Here is a 26,438-nt window from a genome sequence, read left to right as displayed (position 1 = left end):
GCCGCCATTTGAACGTTAGTACGTTTTCCGATGAAAACAAGGACAGGTGACCTGCCGATGTGGCCGAACGCAAGATTAGGAGGCGCAGCCGCGCTGCACTAACATTTTCCCGGTACCACGCGGCGCATCATTGAACGCCTCCGACCGAGGTTGCAGTTGTGCATGCCCCGGTCCAGCTCAATCCAACGGCGCTCCCGGTGCCATCCAGCATCTGCAAGCGATCGGCTCGACGTCGATCGTATCGACCTACGAAGTAAAGAACTGGAGGAAGAGATGGCACACGAACGGGATGACGATCAGGAACACGGCGGTGAAGGGTTCAACGCGGCGCGGCGCGGACTGATGCAAGGGGCGGGGTTGGGCGCGGCGCTTTCGCTGATGGGCGCACTGGGCGGGGCGGGGGGGCTGATCGGCACCGCGCAGGCTGCCGAGGCGGCTTTTCCGTCGCACAAGAGATGGAAGATCGTGTTCGTCAATCACGTCACCACGAACCCGTTCTTCGTGCCGACGCAGTACGGCATTCAGGACGCCTGCGCGTTGCTCAACATGGATTATCAGTGGACGGGTTCGGCCAATTCGGATGCGGGCGAAATGGTCCGCGCCGTGAATTCGGCGATCGCGGCGAAGGCCGATGCGATCGCCGTGCCGATCGTCGATCCGACAGCGTTCGACAAGCCTATCCAGGCCGCGCTCGATGCCGGGATTCCCGTATTCGCGTATAACGCCGACGCGCCGCGCGGCAAGAAGAATCCTCGCCTCGCCTACATCGGGCAGGATCTCTATCTATCCGGCTATCAGATGGGCGAGCGCATCGTGAGTCTCATCGACAGTGGGATGGTCGCACTTTTCATCGCGACACCGGGGCAGCTCAATATCCAGCCGCGTCTGGACGGTGCCAAGGAGGCGATCATGAAGTCCGGCAAGAAGATCGACATCCAGACCGTGGCCACGGGCGCGACGGTCAACGAGGAGCTTTCGAAGATCAAGGCGTTTTATCTGGGCCACCAGGATCTGAAGGGCATGTTCGCCGTGGACGCGGGCAGTACCCAGGGCGTTGCACAGGTGATGAAGGAATCGAACCTGCCATCGAAGGGCGTGCACGGCGGCGGCTTCGATTTGCTTCCGGCCACGATCCAGCATATCCACGAAGGCTTTCTCGATTTCACCATCGATCAGCAGCCCTACGTACAGGGTTTCTATACTGTCATGGAGGCTTTCGTATTCCTTGCGTCGGGCGGGTTGGTGGGGCCGGCCGACATCAACACCGGCCTCAAATTCGTGACGAAGGACACCGTCGAGCCGTACCTGAATACTTCGACGCGCTATGAGGGCAAGACTACCAAGCCGCAGATCGTTCCGATGAAGGGCGCCATCAGGTCGTAATGAATACAGTGAACGAAACCAGTCAGATCGAAGCGGCCCGCGCGGCACGGCGCGCGGGCGTTCCGTTCGTATCGCGATGGGCGGCTGAGCTGCGCATTCTGCTCGTGGCCGTGCTGCTGGCCGCCTATTTCGAATTTGCGAACCACGATTTCCTGCTCACCAACGCGAGCCTCGTCAATCTTTCGCAGTTCATCGCGCCGGTGGCGATTATCGCGTTCGGCGAAATCATGTTGATGATCGGCGGCGATATCGATCTATCGGCAGGCATGGTGTTCGCCTTCGCGCCGTTCATGATGGTGTTTGCGAACGAAGCCGGTGCGCCGATGTGGCTCGCGGTGATCGCGGGGCTCGTGGCTGCGGCGCTCGTCGGCTTCGTCAACGGCGCGGTCACGGTCTGGCTGCGGTTGCCTTCGTTCGTCACCACGCTCGGCACGCTGTTTCTCATCAACGGCATCACACTCACCGTTTCGCACGGCACGCCCGCCGCTGCACCCGGATCGCCGACGTTCTCCGAGTTCATGGGCGCATGGGGCTACAGCGAGATCGTCTGGACCGTGGCGATCGCTATCGCCATGCACGTGTTGTTGCGGCATACGCGCTGGGGTTTGCATACGCAGGCTGCAGGCGCGAATGCACTCGGCGCGAGCGAGGCTGGCATTCATGTGAACCGGCTGCGCCTCGGCAACTTCGTTCTCGCGGCGGTGCTGGCGGGCTTCACCGGCATGCTCGAGGCTTTTCGCATTACCTCGATCGATCCGCAGGCGGGCGGCAACCAGATCATGTTCCTTGCCGTGGCTGCCGCCGTGATCGGCGGCACGCCGCTCACGGGCGGCTCGGGCACTATCGTGGGCGGACTCATCGGTGCTGCTGTGCTCGGCATTCTCAACGACGGGTTCACGCTGATCGGCATCAACGCCTTCACGTTCAACATCATTCTTGGCGCCGCGATTCTCGCGGCGATGATCTTCAACATTCATGTTGGACGCATTCGCCGCAAGGGAGGGCGCTGATGGACGAATCGCAAACCGCCTCGCCTGGCGCGAACGCGGCCGCCGATGCGCCGCTCGCGCTGCACGGCGAGAGCCTCGTCAAACGTTTCGGTGCGGTGACTGCGCTCGACGGCGTTTCGCTCACGCTCGGCGGCGGGGAAATTCTCGGCATACTCGGCGACAATGGCGCGGGCAAGTCCACGCTTGTCAAAATACTGACGGGCTTTCATCAACAAACGAGCGGCACGCTTTACATCGACGGTCAGGAGACGCTGCTGCGTTCCGTCGACCATGCGCGTTCGCTCGGTATCGAATGCGTATACCAGGATCTCGCGCTCGCGAATTCGCTGAGCATTTATCACAACATGTTCCTGAACCGCGAAATCGTGCGGCGCGGACCGTTTAGGCTGCTCGATCACAAGCAGATGCGCGAGCGCGCGGCGCAGTGTCTCGACGACGTGGGGGTGCACGTACCTTCGGTGGATTTGCCCGTGGAACGCCTTTCAGGCGGCCAGCGTCAGGCCATTGCCGTGGCGCGCGCCGTCTATTCCAATGCGAAGATTCTGTTACTCGACGAACCGCTCGCCGCGATGGGTGCGCGCGAGGCGGGGCTCATCATCGACCTCCTGATGCGGCTGAAGGAAAAAGGAGGGTTGTCCATCATCATGATCATGCATAACTATGCGCAGACGCTCGATATAGCGGATCGCATCATGTTGATGCAGCGAGGCCGCGTGACGTACGAGCAAAAGAGCGCGCTGACTTCGGTGGCGGAGCTCATGGATATCGTGAGAAGGGAATACCGCGCGATGCGCGCCGCCGATGTACAGTGATCGGGCCCATTTCATCCTCAATTCCGCCGCCGATAGGGAACCATTCGCATCGCTATATGACTGAGCCTCGTCTGACATTCCTTGACCAGAGTGAATGGGAGAACTGGTTGACGCAAAACGGCGGTGCCGCGGCCGGGGCATGGCTACGCATTGCCAAAAAGGGCGCTCGACAACCGACCGTGACTTACGAACAGGCGCTGGAAAGCGCCCTTTGTCATGGCTGGATCGACGGTCAAAAAAAGACTGAAAGTGAAGAGTACTGGTTGCAACGCTTCACTCGACGCTCCGCAAAAAGTATCTGGTCGAAGCTCAACAAAGTCCGCGCCGAAGCGCTGATCGCCGCAGGCAGAATGCTTCCTTCGGGCATGCGAGAAATCGAGAAGGCGAAAGAGGACGGGCGCTGGGAGGCTGCGTATACGTCCGCTAGCAACTCGGTGGTGCCGGACGACCTGCAGGCCGCTCTGGATGCTAATCCCAAGGCCAGCGCGTTTTTTGCGACGCTGAACGGCCGAAACCGCTATGCCATCCTGTTTCGGATACAGAATGCCAAAAAGCCCGAAACACGGGCGCGCAAGATCGAAGAGTTCATCAGCATGCTGAATCGCGGCGAAACTATTCATTCCTAGACTGGGAAGGTTGACAGCCGACCGTCGTGATCGAGCGATGCCGCGCTCAAGGCCGACAGCCAGCGGTGCCTTGCCTCAGTGTCGACTGTCCGTTCTTGGTCAGCGCTGCCTCACGTAAGGCGCCTACTATCCCGGCCGCGCGCGAATGCGATCGTCGGCTTGCGACCCGTTGCCGCCATTTGGACCGCCGTGGCGGCAACGGCTGGTCTCAAAGTCCAACGGTCATTCGCTCGGAGACTGGGGCGCCCGCCGCTTGTCTTGAGGGGTGTTTGATGCCCGCCCTCTGCCATACGTCGCTACGCCTTGCACGGACAGTTGCGGACGGAGGGATTCTTAAGGCAGCGGCGAACCGTGCTGGCACCAGGAAAGGTTTGGCGCCACCTGTTGGCGGAATTGACAACAGCCCAATCTGTTGTCATACTTGCCAACATGAAAGCACGATTGATCCATCGCGACCGGATGGCCTTCGATGACGGCGCAATCCTTGAAATGGTTATTTGGGAAGTGCCGACCCCGGTCGAGGGGAGCTCGCATTGCTACAAGTATCGGCTGTTCTATGGCTATGCTGGCAATCGTGTCGTCGGATACGACAACGAGCGACCCAAGGGCGACCATCGGCACGTCGACGGCGCCGAAGAGCCATATCGATTCACCACCCCAGAGGACTTGATCCGAGAGTTTATCGCGGAAGTCACTCGCAGGAGGGCACCATGAAAACCGCCACCATTCGCATTCGCCGGGACACGGCGACCGCGCTCGCGGAGATGGGCGAGCGCTTTATCAAGGTCTGGCACGAAGGCAAGTCTGACACGGATACATTCGAGTTTGAATCGCCCAAAGCTCTGTTCACGGTACTGACGCCGAAGCGCTGGGAATTGATCGAGCGTCTACAGGCCCTTGGCGAGGTCAGCTTGCGCGCGCTCGCGCGCAGCCTGGAGCGTGATGTAAAGCGGGTTCACGAAGACGCCGCTGTGTTGCTCGACTGGGGGCTGATTGAGCGCACGCCACACGGCAAACTCCACGTTCCGTACGAGAAGATCCATACCGAGTTCGATCTGCTCGCAGCCGCCTGAGCCACGATTGTCCGAAACTGCGGCGCGGAGATGTTCATTGCACCGCGCAGATTCTTCTGCGGTCCCGGGAGGTGAGCCGCATTTGATGGTCTCGCGGCTAGCCTTCATGCACGACGACTCGGCGATCGAAGTCCGTTAGCTGTGCGGAGCCGACGCTCGAATGTCCGTCTGAGAGCTTGATCGAACGACCGCTGGTGGCCGCTCTGCGTCCGACGACCGAGCGCGGTGATCGCCGCAGCCGTGCGCCTCATGCAAAAGGCATAACGCTACCCTGAGCGGTCGTTGGCAGCTTGTGACAGCGGACGCTAACGCGGTTCTTATGTAGTTTTGCGCGACTTTAGAGCAATGAGAGGTTAGACCGCATCTGGCATCTCGTTTGGTAATGGTGGTCGGACGTGCGGAAGGTCCTGTCTGCGAGAAGCGCCAAATGCTCGGTAGTTGGCTCGCCCCACTGTAAGGCTCAAATCGCCATTGGGCCCGCCGAGCACTTCGTCTGCGTCATCATCGTCCTGCCCGTCGTCTTCCCAGAAACAGACTGCGCAGATTTCATAGCCGCCACGCTCGCCGAGCGTCTTGAATCCGCAGCAAGGGCATCGGAGAGGAAGGTCACGGATATGAGTCATGTGGCTTAACCGAAATGCCTTCGTGTTTTGCTTCTGGGAAGCAGCCGTTCGCGATCTCTCGCAATCGGCCATCAAGAGCCGCTGCTCTTTTCGCCCTCAATGGCCAATCAGGGCCGCCGCGTTCCGGCCGTTCGGCGCTCAAGGTAGACCCTCCCCGAGACACGAGGAATTGCCGGTTCTGACAGATTGGTCGACGTAGCCTGTCAGCTTGCGGGATTGCGTGCCATGACGATCCACGCCGCGCCGTTGATCATCACCGACCGCTCACCGGGGAGGCTTGCGAAGGCGGCACGAACTGCGGCCGAGGCGCGGGCGCGGATGTCGTCGGGCTGATCAGCGAGCACACGCGACAGCGGACCGACCTCGAGCGTCATCTTCACCGCGTCGTCGATCGCAGCGTCCCGCGTTTCGCCCTCGCCGAATGGGACGGACGCGTCGAAGGGCATGATAGCGATATCGGTGAAGCCGGCCGCCGTCAGGATGCGCGCCACGCGCGCTCGGTCGCCGAACGAAAACGGGCCGGGCGCGTCGGGAGCGGGCAGCGCGCTCGGCGGGAGAATGTCCTTGAGCGCGCCCACCGGCAGGCGCATCCAGTCGTTCTCGGCCGCGCCGCGCCAGCAGACAAAAGCGACCCGCCCGCCAGGCCGGAGTGCGCGTCGCATGTGGGCGAACGCCGCTGTCGGATCGTCGAAGAACATCACGCCGAAACGCGAGAACAGGATGTCGAACTCGCCTTCGGGCAGCTCTGCGCTGCTGGCGTCGGCCACCTGAAACAGGGCCGGCGTATCGTGTTGCGCAAGCGCGCGCGCTCGCTCAATCAGCGGTTCGGATATGTCCACGCCCAGCACTTGGCCCCCCGCGCCGACGCGGGCGGCCAGAGCCAGACTCGATGCGCCCGCGCCGCAGCCGATGTCCAGCGCGCGCTCGCCCGTCGCGGGCGCGGCGGCATCTATCGCGGCCTGGCCGAACACCGCCACCAGAGCGTCGAGCCGGGCCTGGTTGGCGACCCAGCGCTCACCGCTTTGACCATTCCAGTCACCCACCTGATCAACACTTTGCTTTGCCATGTCATCTCCTTGACTCGACGGTCCGCCTTTCGCCGCGTCGATCTAGCCAACCTTTTCGAAGGCGACGACGCAACGGGAGAAAGGAATTTGTGCTCTCAAACCACCATCGACTGCTGGGCGAAGATACCCGCCATCGCGCCCTGCGAGGATGCCTGGGTGACCGAGGGCAAGAAGGGCGTGGCGAGGTCGCCAGCGGCGTAGATGCCAGGGATGCTAGTTTGGCGGCGCTCGTCGACCTTGAGAACGATGCCGGTGGGCGTATCGACCGTGTCCAGGCCCAGTGATTCATGCAGGCTTGCGGACGGCTTGTTGCGCGGATGGGCGAACAGGACGTCAACGGCGACATTGCGGCCGGTGTCGAGATTGACGGTGGTGATATGGCCCTTCTGATGGGCGATCTCGGCGATCCTGCCATCCACGAGAGGTATCTTGCGGCGCGCCAGATCGGCCTGGATATCGGGCGCAATGTCATGACCATCGGCGAAGACAGTCAACTTGTCAGTCCAATCGCGGAACAGCCTGGCAGACTGGTGCGACTGTGGGCTGGACCAGACGAGGCCCCAATGCTGGCCGGCGACTTCAAAGCCGTCGCAATAGGGACAGGGCACGATGGACGTGCCCCAGCTTTCGGCAAAGCCCGGAACATCAGGTATCTGGTCGGCGACGCCATAGCTCAGGATCAGGCGGCGCGCCCTTAGGCTTTCGTGATCGTCAGTGAGGACGGAGAAATCATCGATGGCGCCAGACACGCTCTCGGCCCGGGCATTGACGAGGCTGATCGTTGGATAGCGCGCCAGTTGCTGCCGCGCCTCGACCAGGATGTCCAGCGGCGGCTTGTGATCGTGGCCGAGCAGGCCATGCGAGTGGCCGGCAAAGCGGTTGCGCGGCCGGCCCGTATCGAGAACGGTGACCTTGCGGCGGGCACGGCCGAGCTGGAGGGCGGCGGCGAGGCCGGCAAAGCTGCCGCCGATGATGATGACGTCATTCATGGTGATGGGCTCCGTGTTGTGGATGAGGGGTGGGCCGAGGAAACCTGATCTGGACAACCGGTTAAAACCTGCCCTTGGCTTGTACATTACGGTACTGCATGGTATCGTATTAACGAATTTACATACTGTCAAGTACTGGAATTGTCGTGACCGAAAATAGCCGGGGCCGGCGCGGCCGGCCCGCCAACGAGGCGCTTCGCCAAACGATCGTCGACGCGGCCTGCGAACTCTTTGTGGAATTGGGTTTTCAAGCGACGACCATGGACAAGGTCGCCCAGCGCGCGAAGATATCCAAGCTGAGCATCTATCGGCACTTCGAGAACAAAGAGGCGCTGTTCAGCGCGGCCATGGTGGCCCGCTGCGATCAGTTTGCACCGCAGGCCCTTTCTGAAGGCGCCGACGGTTCGGCCGAAGATCAGCTCATGGCGGTGGGATCATCGCTGCTTCGCACGCTGTTGAGCCCGGACGTCCGCAGTGTCGAAGCCATGGTTTTGGCCGACAAGACGAATCAAAAGGCGTTAAGCAAGCTCCATTACGAGGCCGGGCCTGCCCATGTCATCGCCCACATCGAGGCCGTGTTGCGTCAGTTGCACGAGAAAGGGATGCTGAACGTACCCGATGCTCTGCTGTCCGCACGCTTGTTTGCCGCGCTTTTCAAAGGGGCCGATCTCCTGCTGATCGCACGCTTCGATGACGCCAGAGCAGAGGACGACAACGAAATCGAATCCTATTGCCGGTCGGCCGTCGCCATGTTTATCGCCGCGCACGGTGGCATCTGAAGGTGCGCTATCGCGGCCGATGAAGAACACGCAGCAATTGCATACGCTGTTCGCCCCGAGCAACCTATGGATGATGCGTGGACGAGGAGACTGATGGGCTAGGCTCATTGCATGAGCGCAAAAGCCGCCCGCGCGGGCAGGCAGAGGCCGCTTTAGATAGCGGTCGCTACTGCTGCCTGAGTGGAACGACAAAGAAGGGTCGGGACACGACGGTCCCCACTTCGAGTACGCCGCCGGAAAGCTGCCGTCGAGGTTCTGGGTCCCGGAAGCAGCCATTCGTCAGCGAGTGCTGGCGACCCACTTCGGCCCCTCGACCCGCCGGAACATCAAGGGCGGATTTCAAGATACAACGGCCATTCGTGCAAGTACGCAGCCGGCAAGTATGACCTTGTCCCCCTTAGCGTTGCCAGTAGGCGCGCAGCAAGTTCTCATCCTTACTGTATTTAAGCTCCAGCGCTCCCTGGAAAGCTGCCTTGAGCGCCGAACCCAGGTCGCGGGCAAGATGAACGCCGGTCGTCGTCACAATCGTTTTGCCAGACTCATCCTCGATCGCAATGATGCGCTCCATGGCATGCTCCGCGCGCGCATACTCCTCGTGATGACGCAGAAGATGAACCAGTTCATCTCGATGCTGCGTCGCAAACTCACCCTCGATGTACACGAATCCTGCAGGTTCACGATCGGCAATGCGATGACAGGCTGAGCAGACAACCTCGTCCGCGTCCGACGGACGCGGCCCCCATTGCCATCTGCCCTCCTGATAAACCGCTCCGCAGGTTGGACACACTGTGGGTTCGCGCAACTTGTGTTGCAACTTGTACGCATCGTACCCCCGTTCCGGGAACAGTTTTTCTTGGCTGCCGGCCTTAAACGGCCTGGTTTGGGGCTTCATATGCGCTTACCTCCGAGGCTTGTATTCCGACTCACGCTACCCCGGCGCCAGTGGCCCACGTTGACGTACATCAACACCGCCCCATCTCAACCATTCATTCACGCCGTTTCGAAGGCGTCGGTCGTGCCACGATCGATTGAAGGGAAGACCTGGTGAAGGCAACGCGTGATGGCAATTGGCTGCTTCGCTATGGGAAGCGAAAAGCACACAGCACGACACTCAGAGCGGCATCGCCCCCGTGTGATGATGCTGATGCTCTTCCATAGCGACAGGCCGGCGACAAGCAATGCGAGCGTCCGGCGCTTCAGACGACCGCACCAAACAACGCGCCGACGCCTGAGGATACGCCCATTGCCAGAGCACTCCAGAACACGACGCGAAGGACACCTGGGCCAACCTTCGCTCCGCCCGCTTTAGCGGCCAGACCACCTAGCGCGGCTAGCGAAACGAGAGCCGAGACGACGATGGCTGGAAGCAGCACCGATTCGGGCGCAAGCGCAGCAACGATAGCCGGCAACGTGGCGCCAACCGCAAAACTGGAGGCAGAAGCCAGCGCGGCTTGAAGAGGTCGGGCAGACGTCGCCTCCGAAATGCCCAACTCATCACGCGCATGCGCACCTAGTGCGTCGTGCGCCATCAGCTTTTCGGCAACCTGCTTGGCAAGCGGCACATCCAGGCCGCGACGTACATAGATTGCAGTCAATTCTCGATGTTCGCGCGGGAAGTCGGCATTGAGTTCGGCCTGCTCCTGGGCGAGGGAGGCCTTTTCGGTATCCGCTTGCGAGGAAACAGAAACATATTCCCCGGTCGCCATCGACATCGCACCGGCCACCAAGCCGGCTATGGCCGTGAGCACAACGCTTCCATGAGGGGTGTGCGCAGAGGCGACGCCGGCGACGAGGCTTGCCGTCGACACAATGCCATCATTGGCGCCCAATACAGCGGCACGCAACCAGTTCATGGATCCGAGACGATGCAGTTCAAGATGGCGCAGCCGCATAGTGCCTCCGTTAGAAATCGCGCCAGCGAGTTCAAGCAGCAGTATCGTTCAACCGAAGCAACCAGGGCCATTGTTCAAGGCGGGATCCGGGGTCATTCTACCGCCCACATCCTCATCAACCTGACAAAGCCGGCACGCCGACCGTACGCACTTCCATTCAATGTATTTCTCACCTGGCCGGCAAGGTTGATTTTCGTCAATCGGCCGGGGCCGCGGCCGCTCACAATCAAGCTTCAAGCGCGGCGTTTGCGAGCCGCGTAAGGTCATGCAAGCTGGAACAGTCGGGGCAGAGATTGGAGGCCGCGAATTGAACCGCCACCCTCATGTAACAGTTGTCCGAGCCAGGCAGGTCGTGCACGCCCGCCCGACGGTCGACCTAGCCCGCATCGTGCTGGGAGTTTTAACGCTATCGCTGCTGATCGGCGGTAGCCTCTATATCCTTCGTCCGTTTCTGCTCGCGCTCGTGTGGGCCACCATGATCGTCGTCGCGACCTGGCCGGCCCTGGACGCGGTGCAGAGACGTCTGCGAGGTCACCGCGGGCCGGCCGTGGTCGTGATGTTGCTGGCATTGATGGTCGTGATCGTGCTTCCCATCTATAGCGCGGTGTCGACTCTGGCGGCCCACGCAGACGAGATCTCGACACTCGCGAAGAGTTTGCCGAACTACACGTTGCCACCGCCGCCGAACTGGCTCGGTAGCCTGCCGCTCGTCGGCGCGCGTGCCACACACGAGTGGCAAATGCTCACGGACGCAGGACCGGGCGGCGTCCTGGCGACGCTGCAGCCGTATGCGAGTCGCGTTGCCGGGTGGCTTCTCCAGCGCGCGAGCGCTATTGGCGTACTCGTGCTTCATTTGCTGCTCACAGTCATCATTTGCGGCATTCTCTACACGAAGGGGGAAGCAGCCGGGCTCATCGCGGCCCGCGTTGCACGGCGTGTGGCACCTGGGAACGGCGCGGCGATGGTGCGGCTCGTCGAACATGCGATTCGCGCGGTCGCACTGGGCGTCGTGGTTACGGCGCTGGCCCAATCCGCGCTGGGCGGCCTCGGGCTGTGGGTCGCTAGCGTCCCGTATGCCGGCGTCCTGACAGCGATCTTGTTCATTTCCTGCCTCGCTCAGCTCGGCCCGCTGTTGCCGTTATTGGCGTCTGTCGCCTGGCTGTTCATGCATGACGCACGGGTTGCGGCGATCCTGCTGTTCGTCTGGTCCATCGGCGTGGCGACGCTTGACAACATTTTGCGCCCGATCCTGATCCGGCGCGCCATCGCGCTGCCGATGATCCTCGTTCTTGCCGGCGTGCTTGGTGGTCTGATTGCCTTCGGTATGATCGGACTGTTTATCGGGCCGGTGATGCTTGCCGTCACCTATGCCCTCATGCTCGCATGGGTCGACACGCAGGAAGTTGCTCGTGGCGCGGACAATGCACCGGCCACACCTGACGCGCCCTGCGCCGCGAACGACCCCGCTACCCATGAGTAACGACAGCGACCGGGTCGGACGAAGGATGGAACAAAATGCGCGCTTTTTTTGGGAACACCCAATCGATGCTAAGGCTTGCGACACTGGTTGCCATTGGCGGCTTGTCGCTCAGCCTCGCAGCCCACGACTTCACTTGGTTTTCCCGTAGCGGTGCGCTGGTCGTGGCGGCCGGCATTACGCTTCTGTCGCGAGCCAGCGTGATCCGAGAGGGCATCCGAACCCACATTATAGAGGGCGAAACGGGGCTGAGCAGGCTTGACCCGGAGCACTATAGACAGGTTGGCGAGCCCGTTCCGGATTGGGTGCATGAGGATCGCCGAACCAGGGCGGCGGTTGGGTTGTGGGGGCCTTTCGTCAGCTTCATGGGCACCCTGATCTGGGCTTTGGAGATTGAAGGTTTCATTTCCGGCTGAGTGTCGAGAGCACATCGTCTATGTTGCCGGAGCCTTCGGCATGGCCTTCTCCGCGTCAGCCACGCGGCGCTTGACCGCGATGAAGCTGTCGGGACTCACCGATATCGAATCAATGCCGCAACCGACAAGGAAGGCGGCAAACTCAGGGTGATCGCTCGGCGCCTGCCCGCACAAACCGACGTCGGCGCCGGCCTTGTGCGCCTCCGTGATGACGCTCTGGATCATCCACTTGACCGCATCGTCCTGTTCATCGAAAAGTTCCGCAAGATCCGCTGAGTCGCGGTCCACGCCCAGCGTCAACTGCGTCAGGTCGTTGCTTCCAATCGAAAAGCCGTCGAAGCGTTGCGCGAACCTTCGCCAGAATCACGTTCGACGGGATCTCGCACATTACGTAGATCTCGAGGCCGGCTTCATCGCGCCGGATACCGTTTTCCGCCATGACCTCCAGCACGCGGTCCGCCTCGTTTGGTGAACGACAGAACGGGATCATGACGACTACATTCTTGAAGCCCATCTCGTTGCGCAGGCGGCAAATGGCCTGGCACTCGAGCGCGAATCCCTCCCGGTAGCGGGAAGAGTAGTACCGTGAGGCCCCCCGGAACCCAAGCATGGGGTTCTCCTCCTTCGGCTCGCATTGCGCCCCACCGATAAGATGTGCGTATTCGTTGGTCTTGAAGTCGCTCATGCGAACCACTACGGGGTGCGGATACTGGACTGCGGCGATCCGTCCTAATCCACGTGCGAGGCGATCGACGAAATACTCTGTCCGGTCTTCGTACCCCGCCGTCAACGCTTCAATGGTCCGCTTTGCGTCTTCGTCCCTGAGCGCCTCGAAGCGTGCAAGGGCCATCGGATGAGCCTTTATATAGTTGCTCACTACGAATTCCATTCGTGCAAGCCCGACGCCGTCCGCCGGGATCCGCCACCACCGAAATGCCGCCGCCGGATTGGCGAGGTTCAGCATGACCTTGGTGCGCGTCGCCGGGATACGGCCAAAATCGATCTCCTCGACATCAAAATCGGCGATGCCTTCGTAGACGAATCCTTCTGGGCCTTCCGCACAGGACACGGTCACTTCCTGCTCGTCGTGCAGCAGGTGAGTTCCATTGCCCGCCCCGACGATGGCCGGGAGCCCGAGTTCGCGGCTGACGATCGCGGCGTGCGAGGTGCGGCCGCCCTGGTCGGTGATGATGGCAGCGGCGCGCCTCATGACGGGCACCCAGTCAGGGTCCGTTGTCTGGGTAACGAGGATGGCGCCGTCGACGAAACGTCCCATGTCACGCGGGCTTTCGATAACGCAGACTTTGCCGGCCGACCCTCCTCTGGCTCCTGAGCCTTGTACTCGTTCCACAATAGATCGAGCGTGACGCCCTTCCTGCCCAACTCGCGATGCACCGTCGGCCAGTCGGGCTTCGGGCGCTCGCGGTTCGACGGCGGCGCCGGCGGAAACAGCAGTGTCTCGAGCGCCGCGTCGTCCATCGCGCTCGCATGTTCGTAGCTCAGTTGCGCCCGTCTGGCTCGATCCAGATACTCCCAGACCGTCGCCTTTGACGCGCCGATCGTGCGCGCGATTTCGCTTTGGCTACGCTCGCAGACAAACCGCAGGCGCAGCGCCTCTTTTATCTGACGCATGGATAACCTTGTTCTTGGCATTCGCGGCACCCCGGACCAAATCGTCCAGCGTGCCATGGTTATCCCGCGTCGCCGTCGTCCTTCCTACCGTTCGCTTACGCGTGGAATGAGCGTTCGGTTTGCTGTGGAATCAGCATTCGTTTTTCCGTGGAAACCGCGTTCGGTTTGCTCTGGAATCCGCGTTCGCTTTGGCCTGGAATACGCAGTGAAGGTCGCGCAGCGATTGATCTGAACCATGCCTGCACAGATTTTGCAGAATGGCTCGCAGGCGCCTGGCCTAGTATAGGCGAGCGTGACGTTGCGCAGCTTGCGCTTGTGGGTGGCGCCCTCTGGCGGGACGCGTACGCGAGGATTCTACTGGAGTTAGCCACGCCTCTATGGCACGCCGTATGCGTGACACTCGTCAGTAGGGGAGCTTCCGCGGCCGCACGCTTATCGATGGGCCAAGGCAATTTGGCGTGAATCGGTCGCTTGGGCTAACGAATTCAGGAGGGCGTCTTGAAGCTAGCTACCCCTGAAATTTCGCCTCGTCGATGATAACGTGGCAGTAGGCATCCGAGGCCGCGAGGGCCAATTCCTCGGAGAGGAACTTGCCAGGCACGTCCATCTTCGAAATCACTGTCTCCGCGGCGCCGTCCCAATGACGCCGAAGAATATCAATCGTGCCCCGCCACTGACCATCTTGCCCGAAACTTGCAGAGACCCGATAGAAGTAACCGCGATATGGCCGGAATTCGTCCATCTCCATTGCTTACCTCCACTCGCCGAGGTTTTTCATCGTAGCACGCGAGGGAGAATTGGGATCGGATTGCAGGAATAACGAGCTGACGCGAAGCCCTCGTTCACTTGTTCGGATACCCCGGTGAAGCGGCGTCCGCCTTCGGCGCTCGAATGGCTGTTTGCTGACGCGGAGCCGCCGCATGAATGTCCGGGCGATGTGCCGGACGAGCGTCTCATCATGGCCGGGCAGCGACCCGCCGCTGTCCGGCCTACGTCCCCTCACACGTCGGTTTGCTCAGCCATCTCGAGCGCATCATCGACCTCAATTCCAAGGTATCGAACCGTGCTCTCCAGCTTCGTGTGTCCGAGCAGTAACTGTACTGCCCTCAGATTTTTCGTGCGACGGTAAATCAGCGCAGCCTTGGTCCGGCGCATCGTATGCGTTCCGTAAGCTGCATCATCCAGTCCGATCGCTCTTATCCAGCGATGGAGTCGAGCGTATTGTCGGGTCGACAGGTGCAGTGAGTCGTGGATGCGACTCGGAAACAGATAGTCGCCACCCGAAAGCGCGGCGGCTTGCATCCACGCCTCCACGCTCGTACGTGTCTGCTCGGTGATCTCGAACTGCACCGGCCGCTGCGTCTTCTGCTGCATGATCGTCGCCCGCGCCGCGACGCGCGAGCCCAGGCACATGTCCGAGACTCGCAACCGCGTGAGATCGCACGCTCATAGCTTGCTGTCGATCGCAAGGTTGAACAGTGCCAGGTCTCGCGTCTTTCCGGCGAGCTGTAAGCGGATACGAATCGCCCAGATCTCTCTAAGCTTAAGTGGTGGCTTCTGGCCTGTCAGTTTTCCCTTGTTCCATGGCACGCGCCGCGCGCTGCCTACACCAATGGCTTCCATGACGATTCTCCTTTCGACGGAAGGAGAATCAGTCTGAGCCGCTCAGGGTCGGACGAAGTCCGACCCATCTGCGACATCCAGGCTACGAATCTCGCCGCCCGAAAGCTGACATCCTGCATAGGCCGCGGTCGAGATCGCTCCGACCGCCAAAACCCGCATTCTCGAGCTCATCGACGGTTCTAAGGCGCGGATGGCGTGGTGGCATTGCACGGTGCCAACGCTCCTCGCAGCTTAGTCATTGCGGAGCTGTGGGCGGCCACAGCCCATTCAGGCTTGAATTCCGTTGCTAGGGCCATTGTCTTGACGCCTTCTGGCATGGCGTGCGACTGTTCAATGGCTTCACGGTACTCGGCAACGGCAGCCTCTGTATCAATGGTGGCTTCAAAGATGCCTGCGACGTTCAAACAATCAAGCATCACCGAGCCAACGACCGATTCGCACTTTGCGATGACATGCAGCAAGTATTTGTCGAAGGCGACGAAGGTCTTTGTCCTCTTCTGGTTTTGAACTTTCGGCTCCGCAAGGATCATCGGGAAGTTGCCGTCGATGTGTGCAGCAGACGTGATGTCCAGCCCGCGGTGAACAACCGCATTGCGCAGTTCACGGATGTAGGAGTAGTTCGCCTCTCCGTCCTGGAATCCATCAAACACGAAGCGCGAATACAACTGCGCTTCAAAGTCGTTTGGCTGCAGCGTAGTCGTTTCGCGGAAGAGTTCGGTCGCTGCCAGAAGATTCAAAAAGTAGCCAGAGTAGTGAACTCTCATGTCCATCTGATCAGTGACGGAGAGCTGCGTGCGGAACGAGAGCGCGGCGCGCAGCGCAGTCTGTCTTGCGGACATGTACCACGATAGCGAATAAAGCATGTCTCGATTGGCGATGCTCAAGGTCGTCATTGGTCCTCCTTGCGGACGCTAACATTGAATAGGCCGAGGATCGTAGCTTAACCATACTGCCCGAAAGGCGACATCAGCGACCGACAGCAACTGGCCGACCACCGCCCGACGATGCCGTCGCGGCGCGCCTGGACGGGTGGACGGCACGCGTCGCCCGTTCAGGCCGCTCGACGCTCTCCGGAGCGGACATCATCGGTGTGTCGGCATGCCGCGACGAACGTACGTTGAAGGGACACGCCCGTGATCTATGCGCGGATCAGCGTGTCACCTTCGAAAAGGTGATAGGGAGCCGACTCGAGGTTCATGCGCTCGGGGATTGGTAGTCCGTTTCCGCAGTAGTCGATCTCAACGTAGTTCAAATGACCCGAATCATCGGCGAACAAAAGAATTTCAAGCGATCGTGACTCGTCCGGTTCGCTAAGGTCCCGAAAGTCAGCTTCAAACACCAGACCGTAACCGTGTCCGCTCGTAGATATTCTAGGCACGCCGTCGGGCGCAGCCATTGATAGCGCGAAACTGTTGCACCCGCATTGACAAAGCTCGCCGATTTCAGCATTCGCGAATTGCGCCGCGAGCGCATCGCGATTCGGAAACTGGCAGCGTTCGAGGGTGAACGCAATCCAGTAAGCTGCGCGGTTTAGGTCATTTCGCATGTTGTGCCTAGACGGATGCGGAGCGAATCTCGGTTCGCGAGTGTGTTGATTGTCGACGATCTACGCGACGGTGTCGACCGGCCGTTCATGGCCGAACCCGGCCGGCTGTCATCGGGGAGGCGGCCAAGCAACGCGAACACCCGCATACCGCTCCAGGTCGGGACTTGCAGCGAGCGCTCGCTCTGCGTTTATCGGCGGAAATACGTCGCGTTGACTGAGCAGGTCCAGCTTGTTCCACTTCCGGAGAAGGTGCAGCTCGAGGTCCCTGCGAAGGTCCATCCCTTCGATAGCCAATTGACCCTGTCCCGCTCCGCCGCAGCGATTGCGGAACGGCAAGCGTCCCGCTGATCGCTGCCGTTGCTTGAGTAGGATCCCATGGACGTGGCGGCGATCGCAGCCGCGCTAAAAGTGCGATGAAGGCAATCCCCACCACCGATTTCATCCTAAGTCTCCTTTCCGTGGTTGACCTGCTGCTCGCCAAGCAGATCGGCGGCCACCCGACGCTGGAGGAGGCGCTTCGGATCCATCGTTTCAAGGGCGTTGCGCGTCGGCGCAGACACCGCACGCTCGATCGGATGGCGTCGTTTTTCAGCGGGGAATTGAAACGAAATTCTTCGTTTTGTCCCAGAACGGTTTTCGCCGTCCAAATTCGCTTGAAGCACCGATTTCGGAACAGTAAATAGAAACAAGTGCCCTGTCCTGGCGGATCCGAGGAACCCGGCACGGCACGATATGCCCCGGAGGAGACGCCAGGGGCTCCCGAAATCCCCGATCGCAAGCGCGCACGGGTATTCACTGGAGGAGAGCCGTTTCATGTCATCCCAGCCAAACATCGATTCACGCATGGTTCGCCGCGTCGCATTGGCCAGTGTCGTTGGCGCGACGGTCGAATGGTACGACTTCTTCCTGTATGGCGTAGTGGCCGGCATTGTCTTCAATAAGCTCTACTTTCCGGCGAACGACCCGCTCGTTTCAATCATGCTCGCTTATTCGACGTTCGCCGTCGGGTTCGTGACGCGTCCTGTCGGCGGGGTTGTGTTCGGTCACTTCGGCGATCGCATCGGCCGTAAATCAGCACTGATTCTGTCGCTATTCATCATGGGCGTCTCGACCGTGGGCGTCGCCTTCGTGCCGACGTACGCGCAGATCGGGATTTGGGCGCCGATCCTGCTGTTGTCGTTGCGCGTGCTCCAGGGCATCGGCCTCGGCGGCGAATGGGGTGGCGCGGTGCTGATGGCGTACGAGTATGCGCCGCCGCATCGGCGCGGACTGTACGCCAGCCTGCCGCAGGTCGGGCTGTCGATCGGCCTGTGTCTCGCGTCGGGGATGGTGGCGGCCGTGTCGCATCTGCTCTCGGAGCAGGCGTTTTTCGCGTGGGGCTGGCGCGTCGCGTTCGGCGCTTCGCTCGTGCTCGTCTTGATCGGGCTCTACATTCGTCTGAACGTGATGGAAACGCCCGAATTCGCCGCGCTCAAGCGCGGCCGTTGCGCAGTGCGGCTGCCGTTCGTCGAAATGTTCGCCAATTATCGACGTGAACTGTTGCTCGGGATGGGAGCGCGCTATATCGACGGCGTCTTCTTCAATGTCTTTGCTGTCTTTTCGATCGGTTACCTGACGCAACACATCAAGATGGATCGCACGGACGCGCTGCTCGGCGTGATGATGGCCGCGTTCGTCATGTGCTTCTTCATTCCGTTGTTCGGCAGTCTCGCCGACCGCGCCGGGCGTGCACGTGTCTTCAAGTGGGGCTCATTGCTGTGCGGCATATCGGTCTATCCGGCGTTCTGGCTGATCGAAAGCCACCCGGGCAATACGCTGCTGATCTGGCTCGCGATCGTAATCCCGTTCGGCATCTTCTACGCGATGGTATATGGCCCCGAGGCGGCGCTATTTGCGGATCTGTTCGATGCGAGTGTCCGCTATACAGGCATCTCTTTCGTCTATCAATTCTCGGGAATTTTCGCGAGCGGTCTCACGCCGATCATCGCCACCGCCCTATGGAAGACGAGTGGCGGCAAATGGTGGACCGTCTGCGCCTACGTGCTGTTTTCCGCACTGGTCTCCGCATGGTCGGCGCGGGCGATGGACCGTGCGCGCGGGCGGCAACGCGTATCGCCTCGCGAACGGCCCGCCGTCAGTGCACCCTGAGCGCGCTGTGATGGGAAGCAGAAGACGACACCTCGGCCCGCCATAACGAGCGATGCTGCGGTTGCCGCGCATCCGTACTTCACGCACTAAACGTTTTAGCCGTCTCTTCGGCCGCGTGCCGCAGGTCCGGCTCGAATCGCAGCAGGTCTTCGAGCGTCAATCGTCCCACGGGCGCCTGGACCGCAATCGCCGCGCAGGCGCGATTGCGGTCCAGCATGACCGGCACCGCGATCGCGATCAGCCCTTGCAGGTGTTCCTGATTGTTGATGGCCAATCGACGGCGACGCGTGATCGCGAGTTCCTTGCGTAGCGTCTCGCGGTTCGTGATGGTGCGCTCGGAATAGGGACGCAGCGGCAGCGTTTCGATCACGCGGTCGCGTCGATCTTTCGGCAAAAAGCTGATCAGAAGCTTGCCGCTGGCCGAGCAGTGCAGCGGAACATGCGACCCTGGCTGCAAATGCACGCGCAGCGGCCATTCCGTTTCGACGCGATCGAGATAGATGACGTCGTTGCCCGACAGCATGGTCAGATTACAGGTCTCGCCGATTTTTTCGACGAGCTGTTCGAGCAAGACATGACGCGCCGCAGCGGGGCCCGCATGCATGAGCACGTTGACGGCCAGCATCCGCACGCGCGGCGAACATTCGTAGCGCTTGTCGCCGGCGCCGCGCGTAATCAGCCACGCGTCGCTCAACTGCACGAGGATGCGGTGCATCGTCTGCTTCGGTAAATCGAGCGTGCTCGCGAGCTCCATCATCGATAGCGGGCGGCCAGCCGCCGCCAACGTTTCCAGCACGCGAAACGCTCGGACTGCCGCCGCATTCGACTGATTCGACGCCGACATCGCCTCTCCCCGGTTCTACCACCCGCTGTAGTCCTCATTGTGTATCGATTCGGGCGGATTTCGGGACTCGGGTAAGTCCCGAAATGCGCACTTTTCGTTGAACCTGCCAACGCTGTCGGGAAATGTGCGGGAAACGGGACCCGGCTCGAGAAGCGCTCGCCTAGATTGGCTGTACCGCCAATTCTTTTCGCAACGGAGTGCATCTATGAACGTGAGGGCGACAGTCGCCGAAATCGTAGCCGCGCCGGCAGACGAAGCTGTGAAGGAGCGCGTCGCCGCGCTCGTTGCTCGCGCACGCGAGGCGCAGCGCGCATTCGAGGTCGCGGGGCAATCGACGCTCGATACTGCGGCGGCCGCGGCCGCCTGGGCCATCATGGAGCCCGATCGCAATCGCCAGCTCGCCGAACGTGCGGTGCAAGACACCGGGCTCGGCAATATCGGAGACAAGATTGGGAAGAACTACCGCAAGACGCTGGGCTTGCTGCGCGATCTGCACGGGCAACGCACCTGCGGCGTCATTTCGCGCGATCCCGAGCGCGGCATCGTCGAGATCGCACGGGCCGTAGGCGTTGTCGCGGCGATCACGCCTTCGACGAACCCTGCCGCCACGCCCGCTAACAAGATCATCAATGCGCTCAAATGCGGCAATGCCGTGATCGTGGCGCCGTCGCCCAAGGGTTACTCATCGTGCGCGTTGCTGATCGGGTTCATTCATCAGCAGTTTGAACGGGCCGGCATCGATCCGGCTCTCGTGCAGATGCTGCCCGAGCCTGTCAGCAAGCTCGCGAGCGCCGAGTTGATGCGGGCGGCCGATCTTGTCGTCGCGACGGGCTCGCAGGCGAACGTGCGCATGGCCTATACGAGCGGCACGCCTGCTTTCGGCGTCGGCGCGGGCAATGTGGCCTCGATCGTCGAACGGTCTGCGGACTTGGCCGAGGCCGCGCGCAAGATCGCGCGATCGAAAACGTTTGACAACGCGACGAGCTGCTCGTCGGAAAACAGCATCGTGATCGACGACGCAGTGTATGACGCGATGCTCGAACAGTTGCGGCGATGCAAAGGCGTATTGCTCGACGCGGGGCAGAAGGCACGCCTGCAGGCGGCGATGTGGCGCGACGGAAAGCTCTCCGAGCGCTGCACCGCGAAATCGGCACAGCAGATCGCGCAGCTGGCGGGACTCGACGAACTGGCCGCGCGCGAACCGAAATTCCTGATGGTGGAAGAGGACGGCTTCGGGCCGGAACACCCGTTCTCCGGCGAAAAGCTCTCACCTGTGCTGGCTGTCTATCGCGCGAGCGATTTCGCCGATGCCGCGCGCATCGTGCAACACATCTATGCCTATATGGGCGCCGGCCATTCGGTCGGATTGCATACGGCAAACGCCGATTTCGCCGTGGAGTTGGGCGAACGGTTGCCCGTGGCGCGCGTCATCGTCAACCAGGCGCACTGCCTTGCAACGGGCGGCAACTTCGACAACGGCCTGCCGTTCTCGTTGTCGATGGGCTGCGGTACTTGGGGACGCAACAATTTTTCGGGCAACCTCGATTTCCATTACTACCTCAATGTAACGCGCGTCGCTTATCCGATCGAAGAGCGCATGCCCGATCCGGACACGCTGCTCGGCGACTACTTCGCGAGGGTCGGCCGATGAACACGCCTACGACGCTGCGCGCATTGATCGATGCGCGCGCCACGCAGTATCCCGACAAACTGTTTCTGTTGGCAGCGCCGGCGCACGACGAGGAACAGACCGAAGCCGGTGCGGCGATCACATTTGCAATGTTGCAGGAGAAGTGCCGCAAACTCGAAGCGCGATTCCGGCGGGCGGGGCTGAAGCCCGGCGATATTGTCTCGGTGTTCATGGGCAACGGGGTGCAGACGGCCACGCTGCTGCTCGGCGCCATGTACAGCGGGCTCGTCGTTCATCCGTTGAACCTGCTGTGCCAACCGTCGCAACTTCGCTATATCGTCGAGCATTCGGACACGCGCATGATTTTTGTCTGCGATGAGACGCATGATGCGGTCTCGGCTGCATGCGCGGCGCTCGGCGAGCAGGCGCACCCGCGTAACATCGCGCTCGTGCATACGGCGCCAGAAGCGATCGATCTGCCTGCGCTGCCGCAGCTCGAACTCGCGCTCGCGCAATCAGGGGGAGCGGAGCCCGCCGCGGCGAACGACGATTGCACGGCCGGGCACACCCTGTGGCCGGACGACCTCGCATTGCTGATGTATACGTCGGGAACGACGGGCGCCCCGAAAGGGGTCTTGCTCAGCCATCGCAACCTGCTGGCGAATGCGCGCAATATCAGCGTCGAGCATCGGCTCGGTGCCGACGATCGCGTGCTCGCATCGTTGCCGCTTTATCACATCAACGGCCTCGTCGTGACGCTGCTCGCGCCGCTCTATCACGGCGGGTCAGTCGTGATGACGCCGCGGTTTTCTGCGCGCACGTTCTGGCGCGACGTGGCGCGTTTCGGTTGCACCTGGATCAACGTCGTGCCGACGATCGTCGCCTACCTGCTGGGCGGCGACGAGCCGACCGGATTCGATCTGTCCGCGCTTCGCTTTTGCCGCACCGCATCGGCTGCGTTGCCGGGCGACCATCATCGCGCGTTCGAGGCGCGTTTCGGCATCGGCATCATCGAGACGATGGGGATGACGGAGACGGCCGCGCCGATATTCAGCAATCGTTACGATCCGGCGCTGCGGCGCATCGGCAGCATCGGGCTACCCTCGGGAGTGCAGGCGAAGGTGATCGATCGTGAGGGGCGCGAGTGCGGCCCGAACGAGTCGGGCGAGATCGTGTTGCGCGGCGAGCAGGTGATGCAGGGGTACTACAAGCGCCCCGAAGAAACCGCGAAAGCCTTTACGGCCGACGGCTGGTTGCGCACGGGCGACCTCGGCTATCGGGACGAGGACGGCTACTTCTTTATCAACGGCCGCGCGAAGGAACTGATCATCAAAGGCGGCGAGAACATCGCGCCCCGTGAGATCGACGAGGCGCTGTTGCGCCATCCCGGCGTGCTCGATGCCGCGGCTGTCGGCGTGCCCGATTCGATGTATGGGCAAGAGATCGTGGCGTTCGTGGTGCCGCGCGAGACGCATTGGCACGGAGCGCCCGATGCGCATGAATTGCGCACGCATTGTCTGCGCGAGTTGGGCCGCTACAAGACGCCCAAGGAGATCCGGTTCGTCAGCGATTTGCCGCGCGGCCCGTCGGGCAAGGTGCAGCGCCTGAAGTTGCTCGCGCCGGCGCCCGATTAGCAAAGGGGGCTCTGAGCCCGCAGTGCGATTCGCTTCAGACATCGAAATCTCGAACAAGAGACAGTAGGAGACAACCGTATGAAACAGCGTGCGCAGCGCGTGAAGACGCGCCATATCATCCTGGCGGTCATGTGCCTCATGTATTTCATCTCGTACATCGATCGCGTCAACATTGCAGTCGCAGGGCCGCTGATTCGCCATGAGATGGGGCTGACAACCGTGCAGCTCGGCCTCGTGTTCTCTGCGTTCGCTTATCCTTATGCAGCGATGCAGATCATCGGCGGCTGCCTGTCGGATAAATTCGGACCGAAAATCGTGCTGACGGTGCTCTCGTTGATCTGGGGCGCCGCGACGCTCGCTACCGGTTTCGCCGGCAGCGTGGCCATGCTCGTCGCGCTGCGCTTCGTGCTTGGGATTGGCGAAGGCGGCGCATTCCCCACCGCGACGCGCGCATTCACGTATTGGATGCCCGTCGGCGAACGCGGCTTCGCGCAAGGCATCACGCATAGCTTTGCACGCCTGGGCGGCGCGGTCACGCCCCCGCTCGTGCTCGCCGTGGTGGTGGCCGGTGGCTGGCGTGACGCGTTTATCCTGCTCGGCGTCGCGAGCCTCGCATGGACCGTCCTTTATCTGTTCGTGTTTACGAACACCCCCGAGCAGAATCGCCGCATCACGCCTGAGGAAACGGCCGAGATCGGCTATCGAACCGGCGATTGCGAGCGCGCGAAGCGTGCACGGACGCCCTGGCGCAAGCTGATCCACCGGATGTGGCTCGTCACGTTCGTCGACTTTTGTTACGGCTGGCTGTTGTGGGTGTATCTGACCTGGCTGCCTTCATATCTGAAGGAATCGCGTGGCTTCGACCTCAAACATCTCGCACTCTTCACAGCGCTGCCGTTGCTTGCCGGCGTGGTGGGCGACACGTTGGGCGGCGTGGTCTCCGATCGCATCTACAAGGTGACAGGGCGTCTGCGCTTCGCGCGCTGCTCGGTGCTCGTCGTCGGACTGGGCGGTTCGCTCGCGTTCCTGCTGCCGATGATTTCGGTGGCCGATCCTTTGACCGCTGTATGGTTGCTGAGCGGATCGTTCTTCTTCCTCGAAATCACCAACCCGGTGCTGTGGACGCTGCCGCTCGATATCGCGGGCAAATATGCGGGCACGGCGGGCGGGATGATGAACACGGGGTTCGGCGTCGCGGGCATGATCTCGCCGGTTGCTTTCGGTTACCTCATCGAACATACGGGCAGCTACAACGCGCCGTTCATGATGTCAGCCGGCTTATTGGCCCTGGGTCTGGTGGCCGCCTTGTTTATCGACACAGACCGCACGGTCGAAGCCGACGAAGCGCGCGAGCGCAACGAAAGTGCGGAGGCGAGCGGGGCGTTCGCCTTTCTCGATGCGATGCCGGCCGTGCGATTGGAGCGTCACACGTTGCGGCGGCCGCTGCGTTGGCGCCGTTGAAGCACCGGGTCGTATCGGGCCGGGGCTCAAGCCCCGGCTGCGACAGGCTCGTGTGCCGCTACGGGGGGCGCGCGCCGGTCTTCGAGAATCATATCCGCGGCTTTCTCGGCAATCATGATGACCGGAGCATTCGTGTTGCCCGACACGAGCTCCGGCATGATCGACGCATCGACGACGCGCAGCCGTGCGATACCGCGCACGCGCAAACGCTCGTCGACGACGGCTAGCGCGTCGTTGCCCATTTTGCAGGTACCTGCCGGGTGATAAATCGATTGACTGTACTGCCGCGCCGCCTCGAGCAATTCGGCGTCGCTTTGGTACTCCAAGCCGGGCGTGAACTCCGAGACGATGCGTGCGGCGAGCGAGGGTGCCGCGGCGATGCGGCGTGCCACGCGTATGCCGCCGATCACGACCGGGTGATCGCGCTCGTCGGACAGGTAATTGGCATGAATAGCCGGATATTGCAACGGGTCTGCCGAAAGAATCTCGATGTAGCCCCGGCTGAAGGGGCGCAACTGGCAGACCGACGACGTGAACGCGGAAAACCGATGAGCGCCTTTGCCGGGCTTGTCGGCGCTGAGCGGCTGCATATGGAATTGGATGTCGGGACGATCGACGTCGGGGCGCGAGCGCGTGAAGATGGCCACCTGGCTTGCGGCCAGCGTGAGCGGCCCCGTGCGCCACAGCGCGTATTGCATGCCGATCCATGCTTTGCGCAACGGGTGATTGACTTCGTCGTTGAGCGTGCGCTCGCGTGTGCGGAACACGAGCCGGACCTGCAGATGGTCTTGCAGATTGCGCCCTACGCCGGGCAGGTCCAGGCGCACGGGAACGCCGACGCGTTGCAGCAAAGGCGCGGGGCCGATGCCCGAATGTTGCAGGATCTGGGGCGAGCCGATGGCGCCCGACGCGAGGATGACCTCGGCGCGTGCTCGCACGATCTTGCGCTCGCCGCCCCGGATGTATTCGACGCCGATCGCCGTTGTGCCTTCGAACAGGATGCGGCACACCTGCGCGCGCGTGACGACCTGCAGATTGGGGCGCTTGCGGGCCGGTTTCAGAAAACCCTTTGCCGTACTCCACCGAAGGCCCTTGTAGGCGGTCTGCTGGTAGTAGCCGACGCCCTCCTGGCTCGCGCCGTTGTAATCGGCGTTGGGGGGGATGCCGATTTCCTGTGCCGCCGCGATGAAGTGATCGGCGATGGGCCGTCGCAGCCGCAGGTCGGAGACTTTCAACGGTCCGCCAACGCCGTGGTAAGCATCGGCCCCGCGCTCCTGGTCTTCGGATTTCTTGAAGTAGGGCAGGACATCGGCATAGCGCCAGCCGCGGTTGCCGAGCGCAGCCCAACGATCGTAGTCTTCGCGCTGCCCGCGCACATAGAGCAAGCCGTTCAACGAACTCGAGCCGCCGAGCACTTTGCCGCGCGGCCAATCGATGCGGCGGCCGGCGACGTTCGGATCGGGCTCGGTGCGGTAGCACCAATCGAGTTCGGGATCGTGCATGGTCTTGAAATAGCCGACGGGCACGTGAATCCACGGATTCGTGTCCGCGCCGCCGGCTTCCAGCAGGACGACCGAGTCGCGCGCATCGACGCTCAGGCGGTTGGCCAATACGCATCCTGCCGACCCCGCGCCCACGATGACATAGTCGACTTCGTGTTCCATGAAAAACGTCTCCTGGCGATCCGAAAGATATTTCGGGAAACCGCGTTGCATCCCGCTCGATGGATTCAATGTCGCGGATGACGAAGGGCTTCGCAAGCTCATGACGTGT

General features: G+C 61.7%; 25 protein-coding genes and 2 pseudogenes. 13 read left to right on the top strand and 14 right to left on the bottom strand.

All coding sequences use genetic code 11. The annotated features are described in order from the left end of the window. The first annotated feature begins 273 nt into the window (after window positions 1-273). The 6 genes from GWC77_RS12180 to GWC77_RS12155 all read left to right on the top strand — a co-directional run bounded on the left by GWC77_RS12180 (window position 274) and on the right by GWC77_RS12155 (window position 4,904). Window positions 274-1,383, top strand: coding sequence for a sugar ABC transporter substrate-binding protein (locus tag GWC77_RS12180; RefSeq protein WP_173257154.1), 1,110 nt, complete (start codon window positions 274-276; stop codon window positions 1,381-1,383). Next, window positions 1,383-2,393, top strand: a complete 1,011-nt coding sequence (locus tag GWC77_RS12175) for an ABC transporter permease (RefSeq protein ID WP_173257153.1) — start codon at window positions 1,383-1,385, stop codon at window positions 2,391-2,393. Before GWC77_RS12180 ends, GWC77_RS12175 begins: the two co-directional genes overlap by 1 nt. Continuing rightward, complete coding sequence (locus GWC77_RS12170) at window positions 2,393-3,205, top strand: ATP-binding cassette domain-containing protein (protein WP_173257152.1); 813 nt, start codon at window positions 2,393-2,395, stop codon at window positions 3,203-3,205. Before GWC77_RS12175 ends, GWC77_RS12170 begins: the two co-directional genes overlap by 1 nt. A gap of 56 nt (window positions 3,206-3,261) precedes the next feature. Next, window positions 3,262-3,831 (top strand): YdeI family protein, encoded by a 570-nt coding sequence (locus GWC77_RS12165; protein WP_173257151.1) that lies wholly within the window; start codon window positions 3,262-3,264, stop codon window positions 3,829-3,831. Window positions 3,832-4,182: 351 nt separating this feature from the next. Then, the gene (locus GWC77_RS12160; protein ID WP_367949039.1) at window positions 4,183-4,545 is read left to right on the top strand and encodes a DUF6516 family protein; all 363 of its coding nucleotides are present in this window, start codon (window positions 4,183-4,185) and stop codon (window positions 4,543-4,545) included. Next, entirely contained in the window at window positions 4,542-4,904 is a 363-nt protein-coding gene (locus GWC77_RS12155; protein ID WP_254366921.1) for a transcriptional regulator, read from the top strand. Before GWC77_RS12160 ends, GWC77_RS12155 begins: the two co-directional genes overlap by 4 nt. 353 nt (window positions 4,905-5,257) lie before the next feature. Here the strand turns inward: GWC77_RS12155 and GWC77_RS12150 are convergent, their stop codons facing one another. From GWC77_RS12150 to GWC77_RS12140, 3 genes are all read right to left on the bottom strand, one after another. Next, window positions 5,258-5,527: a CPCC family cysteine-rich protein gene (locus GWC77_RS12150; protein WP_173257150.1), complete on the bottom strand. Its 270-nt coding sequence runs from the start codon at window positions 5,525-5,527 to the stop codon at window positions 5,258-5,260. 203 nt (window positions 5,528-5,730) lie between these two features. Further along, window positions 5,731-6,594, bottom strand: coding sequence for a class I SAM-dependent methyltransferase (locus GWC77_RS12145; RefSeq protein WP_173257149.1), 864 nt, complete (start codon window positions 6,592-6,594; stop codon window positions 5,731-5,733). Between the two features lie 95 nt (window positions 6,595-6,689). After that, on the bottom strand, window positions 6,690-7,583 hold the full coding sequence (locus GWC77_RS12140) for an NAD(P)/FAD-dependent oxidoreductase (protein WP_173257148.1): 894 nt from the start codon (window positions 7,581-7,583) through the stop codon (window positions 6,690-6,692). A gap of 146 nt (window positions 7,584-7,729) precedes the next feature. On the opposite strand from GWC77_RS12140, the gene GWC77_RS12135 reads away from it, so the two are divergent. Continuing rightward, on the top strand, window positions 7,730-8,362 hold the full coding sequence (locus tag GWC77_RS12135; RefSeq protein WP_173257147.1) for a TetR/AcrR family transcriptional regulator: 633 nt from the start codon (window positions 7,730-7,732) through the stop codon (window positions 8,360-8,362). A gap of 397 nt (window positions 8,363-8,759) precedes the next feature. Here the strand turns inward: GWC77_RS12135 and GWC77_RS12125 are convergent, their stop codons facing one another. Together GWC77_RS12125 and GWC77_RS12120 are read right to left on the bottom strand one after the other, a co-directional pair. Next, window positions 8,760-9,254 (bottom strand): BCAM0308 family protein, encoded by a 495-nt coding sequence (locus GWC77_RS12125; protein ID WP_173257146.1) that lies wholly within the window; start codon window positions 9,252-9,254, stop codon window positions 8,760-8,762. 304 nt (window positions 9,255-9,558) lie between these two features. Further along, window positions 9,559-10,254 carry a VIT family protein gene (locus GWC77_RS12120; RefSeq protein WP_173257145.1) on the bottom strand — a complete coding sequence of 232 codons (696 nt, stop codon included), beginning with the start codon at window positions 10,252-10,254 and terminating at the stop codon, window positions 9,559-9,561. Window positions 10,255-10,606: 352 nt separating this feature from the next. On the opposite strand from GWC77_RS12120, the gene ydiK reads away from it, so the two are divergent. Then, window positions 10,607-11,734: an AI-2E family transporter YdiK gene (gene ydiK / locus GWC77_RS12115; RefSeq protein ID WP_367949038.1), complete on the top strand. Its 1,128-nt coding sequence runs from the start codon at window positions 10,607-10,609 to the stop codon at window positions 11,732-11,734. Between the two features lie 35 nt (window positions 11,735-11,769). Further along, the gene (locus GWC77_RS12110; RefSeq protein WP_173257143.1) at window positions 11,770-12,147 is read left to right on the top strand and encodes a hypothetical protein; all 378 of its coding nucleotides are present in this window, start codon (window positions 11,770-11,772) and stop codon (window positions 12,145-12,147) included. A gap of 18 nt (window positions 12,148-12,165) precedes the next feature. On the opposite strand, the pseudogene ppsA reads toward GWC77_RS12110, so the two are convergent. The 7 genes and pseudogenes from ppsA to GWC77_RS12075 form a co-directional block, all read right to left on the bottom strand. Further along, window positions 12,166-13,462: pseudogene (gene ppsA / locus GWC77_RS12105) on the bottom strand (phosphoenolpyruvate synthase); the annotation flags it as partial. Then, entirely contained in the window at window positions 13,354-13,779 is a 426-nt protein-coding gene (locus GWC77_RS12100) for a sigma factor-like helix-turn-helix DNA-binding protein (protein ID WP_254366920.1), read from the bottom strand. The pseudogene ppsA and the gene GWC77_RS12100, both read right to left, overlap by 109 nt. A gap of 508 nt (window positions 13,780-14,287) precedes the next feature. Beyond that, the gene (locus GWC77_RS12095; RefSeq protein WP_173257142.1) at window positions 14,288-14,527 is read right to left on the bottom strand and encodes a hypothetical protein; all 240 of its coding nucleotides are present in this window, start codon (window positions 14,525-14,527) and stop codon (window positions 14,288-14,290) included. Window positions 14,528-14,778: 251 nt separating this feature from the next. Then, a pseudogene (locus tag GWC77_RS12090) lies at window positions 14,779-15,402 on the bottom strand (tyrosine-type recombinase/integrase). Window positions 15,403-15,581: 179 nt separating this feature from the next. Next, on the bottom strand, window positions 15,582-16,295 hold the full coding sequence (locus tag GWC77_RS12085; RefSeq protein WP_173257141.1) for a hypothetical protein: 714 nt from the start codon (window positions 16,293-16,295) through the stop codon (window positions 15,582-15,584). Between the two features lie 245 nt (window positions 16,296-16,540). Further along, entirely contained in the window at window positions 16,541-16,948 is a 408-nt protein-coding gene (locus GWC77_RS12080; RefSeq protein WP_173257114.1) for a hypothetical protein, read from the bottom strand. 443 nt (window positions 16,949-17,391) lie between these two features. Next, the gene (locus tag GWC77_RS12075; RefSeq protein WP_173257140.1) at window positions 17,392-17,637 is read right to left on the bottom strand and encodes a hypothetical protein; all 246 of its coding nucleotides are present in this window, start codon (window positions 17,635-17,637) and stop codon (window positions 17,392-17,394) included. Between the two features lie 124 nt (window positions 17,638-17,761). Here GWC77_RS12075 and GWC77_RS12070 point away from each other — a divergent pair, with 124 nt between their 5' ends. Beyond that, complete coding sequence (locus GWC77_RS12070; RefSeq protein WP_173257139.1) at window positions 17,762-19,096, top strand: MFS transporter; 1,335 nt, start codon at window positions 17,762-17,764, stop codon at window positions 19,094-19,096. A gap of 79 nt (window positions 19,097-19,175) precedes the next feature. On the opposite strand, the gene GWC77_RS12065 is transcribed toward GWC77_RS12070, so the two are convergent. Next, a complete protein-coding gene (locus tag GWC77_RS12065; protein ID WP_173257138.1) occupies window positions 19,176-19,940 on the bottom strand; it encodes an IclR family transcriptional regulator in 765 nt (254 codons plus the stop codon). A 205-nt stretch (window positions 19,941-20,145) separates the two neighbouring features. Between GWC77_RS12065 and GWC77_RS12060 the strand changes: the two genes are divergently transcribed. The 3 genes from GWC77_RS12060 to GWC77_RS12050 all read left to right on the top strand — a co-directional run bounded on the left by GWC77_RS12060 (window position 20,146) and on the right by GWC77_RS12050 (window position 24,665). After that, entirely contained in the window at window positions 20,146-21,591 is a 1,446-nt protein-coding gene (locus tag GWC77_RS12060) for an aldehyde dehydrogenase family protein (RefSeq protein WP_173257137.1), read from the top strand. Continuing rightward, window positions 21,588-23,204, top strand: coding sequence for an AMP-binding protein (locus GWC77_RS12055; protein WP_173257136.1), 1,617 nt, complete (start codon window positions 21,588-21,590; stop codon window positions 23,202-23,204). The genes GWC77_RS12060 and GWC77_RS12055 overlap by 4 nt, the downstream gene beginning before the upstream one ends. Window positions 23,205-23,282: 78 nt before the next feature. Then, window positions 23,283-24,665 carry an MFS transporter gene (locus GWC77_RS12050; RefSeq protein ID WP_173257135.1) on the top strand — a complete coding sequence of 461 codons (1,383 nt, stop codon included), beginning with the start codon at window positions 23,283-23,285 and terminating at the stop codon, window positions 24,663-24,665. Between the two features lie 26 nt (window positions 24,666-24,691). On the opposite strand, the gene GWC77_RS12045 is transcribed toward GWC77_RS12050, so the two are convergent. After that, a complete protein-coding gene (locus GWC77_RS12045; RefSeq protein ID WP_173257134.1) occupies window positions 24,692-26,329 on the bottom strand; it encodes a GMC family oxidoreductase in 1,638 nt (545 codons plus the stop codon). Window positions 26,330-26,438 lie beyond the last annotated feature (109 nt).

Origin of the sequence: Paraburkholderia sp. NMBU_R16 (assembly GCF_013282575.1) — a bacterium.
Lineage (GTDB): Bacteria > Pseudomonadota > Gammaproteobacteria > Burkholderiales > Burkholderiaceae > Trinickia.
This window is presented reverse-complemented; position numbering and strand designations above follow the sequence as displayed.

Excerpts from the sequence above, each read along its gene's own strand:
- GWC77_RS12175 (WP_173257153.1), top strand. The coding sequence starts at position 1,383 with ATGAATACAGTGAACGAAACCAGTCAGATCGAAGCGGCCCGCGCGGCA.
- GWC77_RS12100 (WP_254366920.1), bottom strand. The coding sequence starts at position 13,779 with ATGCGTCAGATAAAAGAGGCGCTGCGCCTGCGGTTTGTCTGCGAGCGT.
- GWC77_RS12165 (WP_173257151.1), top strand. The coding sequence starts at position 3,262 with ATGACTGAGCCTCGTCTGACATTCCTTGACCAGAGTGAATGGGAGAAC.
- GWC77_RS12070 (WP_173257139.1), top strand. The coding sequence starts at position 17,762 with ATGTCATCCCAGCCAAACATCGATTCACGCATGGTTCGCCGCGTCGCA.
- GWC77_RS12080 (WP_173257114.1), bottom strand. The coding sequence starts at position 16,948 with ATGCGAAATGACCTAAACCGCGCAGCTTACTGGATTGCGTTCACCCTC.
- GWC77_RS12085 (WP_173257141.1), bottom strand. The coding sequence starts at position 16,295 with ATGACGACCTTGAGCATCGCCAATCGAGACATGCTTTATTCGCTATCG.
- GWC77_RS12180 (WP_173257154.1), top strand. The coding sequence starts at position 274 with ATGGCACACGAACGGGATGACGATCAGGAACACGGCGGTGAAGGGTTC.
- GWC77_RS12045 (WP_173257134.1), bottom strand. The coding sequence starts at position 26,329 with ATGGAACACGAAGTCGACTATGTCATCGTGGGCGCGGGGTCGGCAGGA.
- GWC77_RS12065 (WP_173257138.1), bottom strand. The coding sequence starts at position 19,940 with ATGTCGGCGTCGAATCAGTCGAATGCGGCGGCAGTCCGAGCGTTTCGC.
- GWC77_RS12155 (WP_254366921.1), top strand. The coding sequence starts at position 4,542 with ATGAAAACCGCCACCATTCGCATTCGCCGGGACACGGCGACCGCGCTC.
- GWC77_RS12095 (WP_173257142.1), bottom strand. The coding sequence starts at position 14,527 with ATGGAGATGGACGAATTCCGGCCATATCGCGGTTACTTCTATCGGGTC.
- GWC77_RS12120 (WP_173257145.1), bottom strand. The coding sequence starts at position 10,254 with ATGCGGCTGCGCCATCTTGAACTGCATCGTCTCGGATCCATGAACTGG.
- GWC77_RS12170 (WP_173257152.1), top strand. The coding sequence starts at position 2,393 with ATGGACGAATCGCAAACCGCCTCGCCTGGCGCGAACGCGGCCGCCGAT.
- GWC77_RS12060 (WP_173257137.1), top strand. The coding sequence starts at position 20,146 with ATGAACGTGAGGGCGACAGTCGCCGAAATCGTAGCCGCGCCGGCAGAC.
- GWC77_RS12145 (WP_173257149.1), bottom strand. The coding sequence starts at position 6,594 with ATGGCAAAGCAAAGTGTTGATCAGGTGGGTGACTGGAATGGTCAAAGC.
- GWC77_RS12055 (WP_173257136.1), top strand. The coding sequence starts at position 21,588 with ATGAACACGCCTACGACGCTGCGCGCATTGATCGATGCGCGCGCCACG.
- GWC77_RS12140 (WP_173257148.1), bottom strand. The coding sequence starts at position 7,583 with ATGAATGACGTCATCATCATCGGCGGCAGCTTTGCCGGCCTCGCCGCC.
- GWC77_RS12050 (WP_173257135.1), top strand. The coding sequence starts at position 23,283 with ATGAAACAGCGTGCGCAGCGCGTGAAGACGCGCCATATCATCCTGGCG.
- GWC77_RS12150 (WP_173257150.1), bottom strand. The coding sequence starts at position 5,527 with ATGACTCATATCCGTGACCTTCCTCTCCGATGCCCTTGCTGCGGATTC.
- GWC77_RS12110 (WP_173257143.1), top strand. The coding sequence starts at position 11,770 with ATGCGCGCTTTTTTTGGGAACACCCAATCGATGCTAAGGCTTGCGACA.
- GWC77_RS12125 (WP_173257146.1), bottom strand. The coding sequence starts at position 9,254 with ATGAAGCCCCAAACCAGGCCGTTTAAGGCCGGCAGCCAAGAAAAACTG.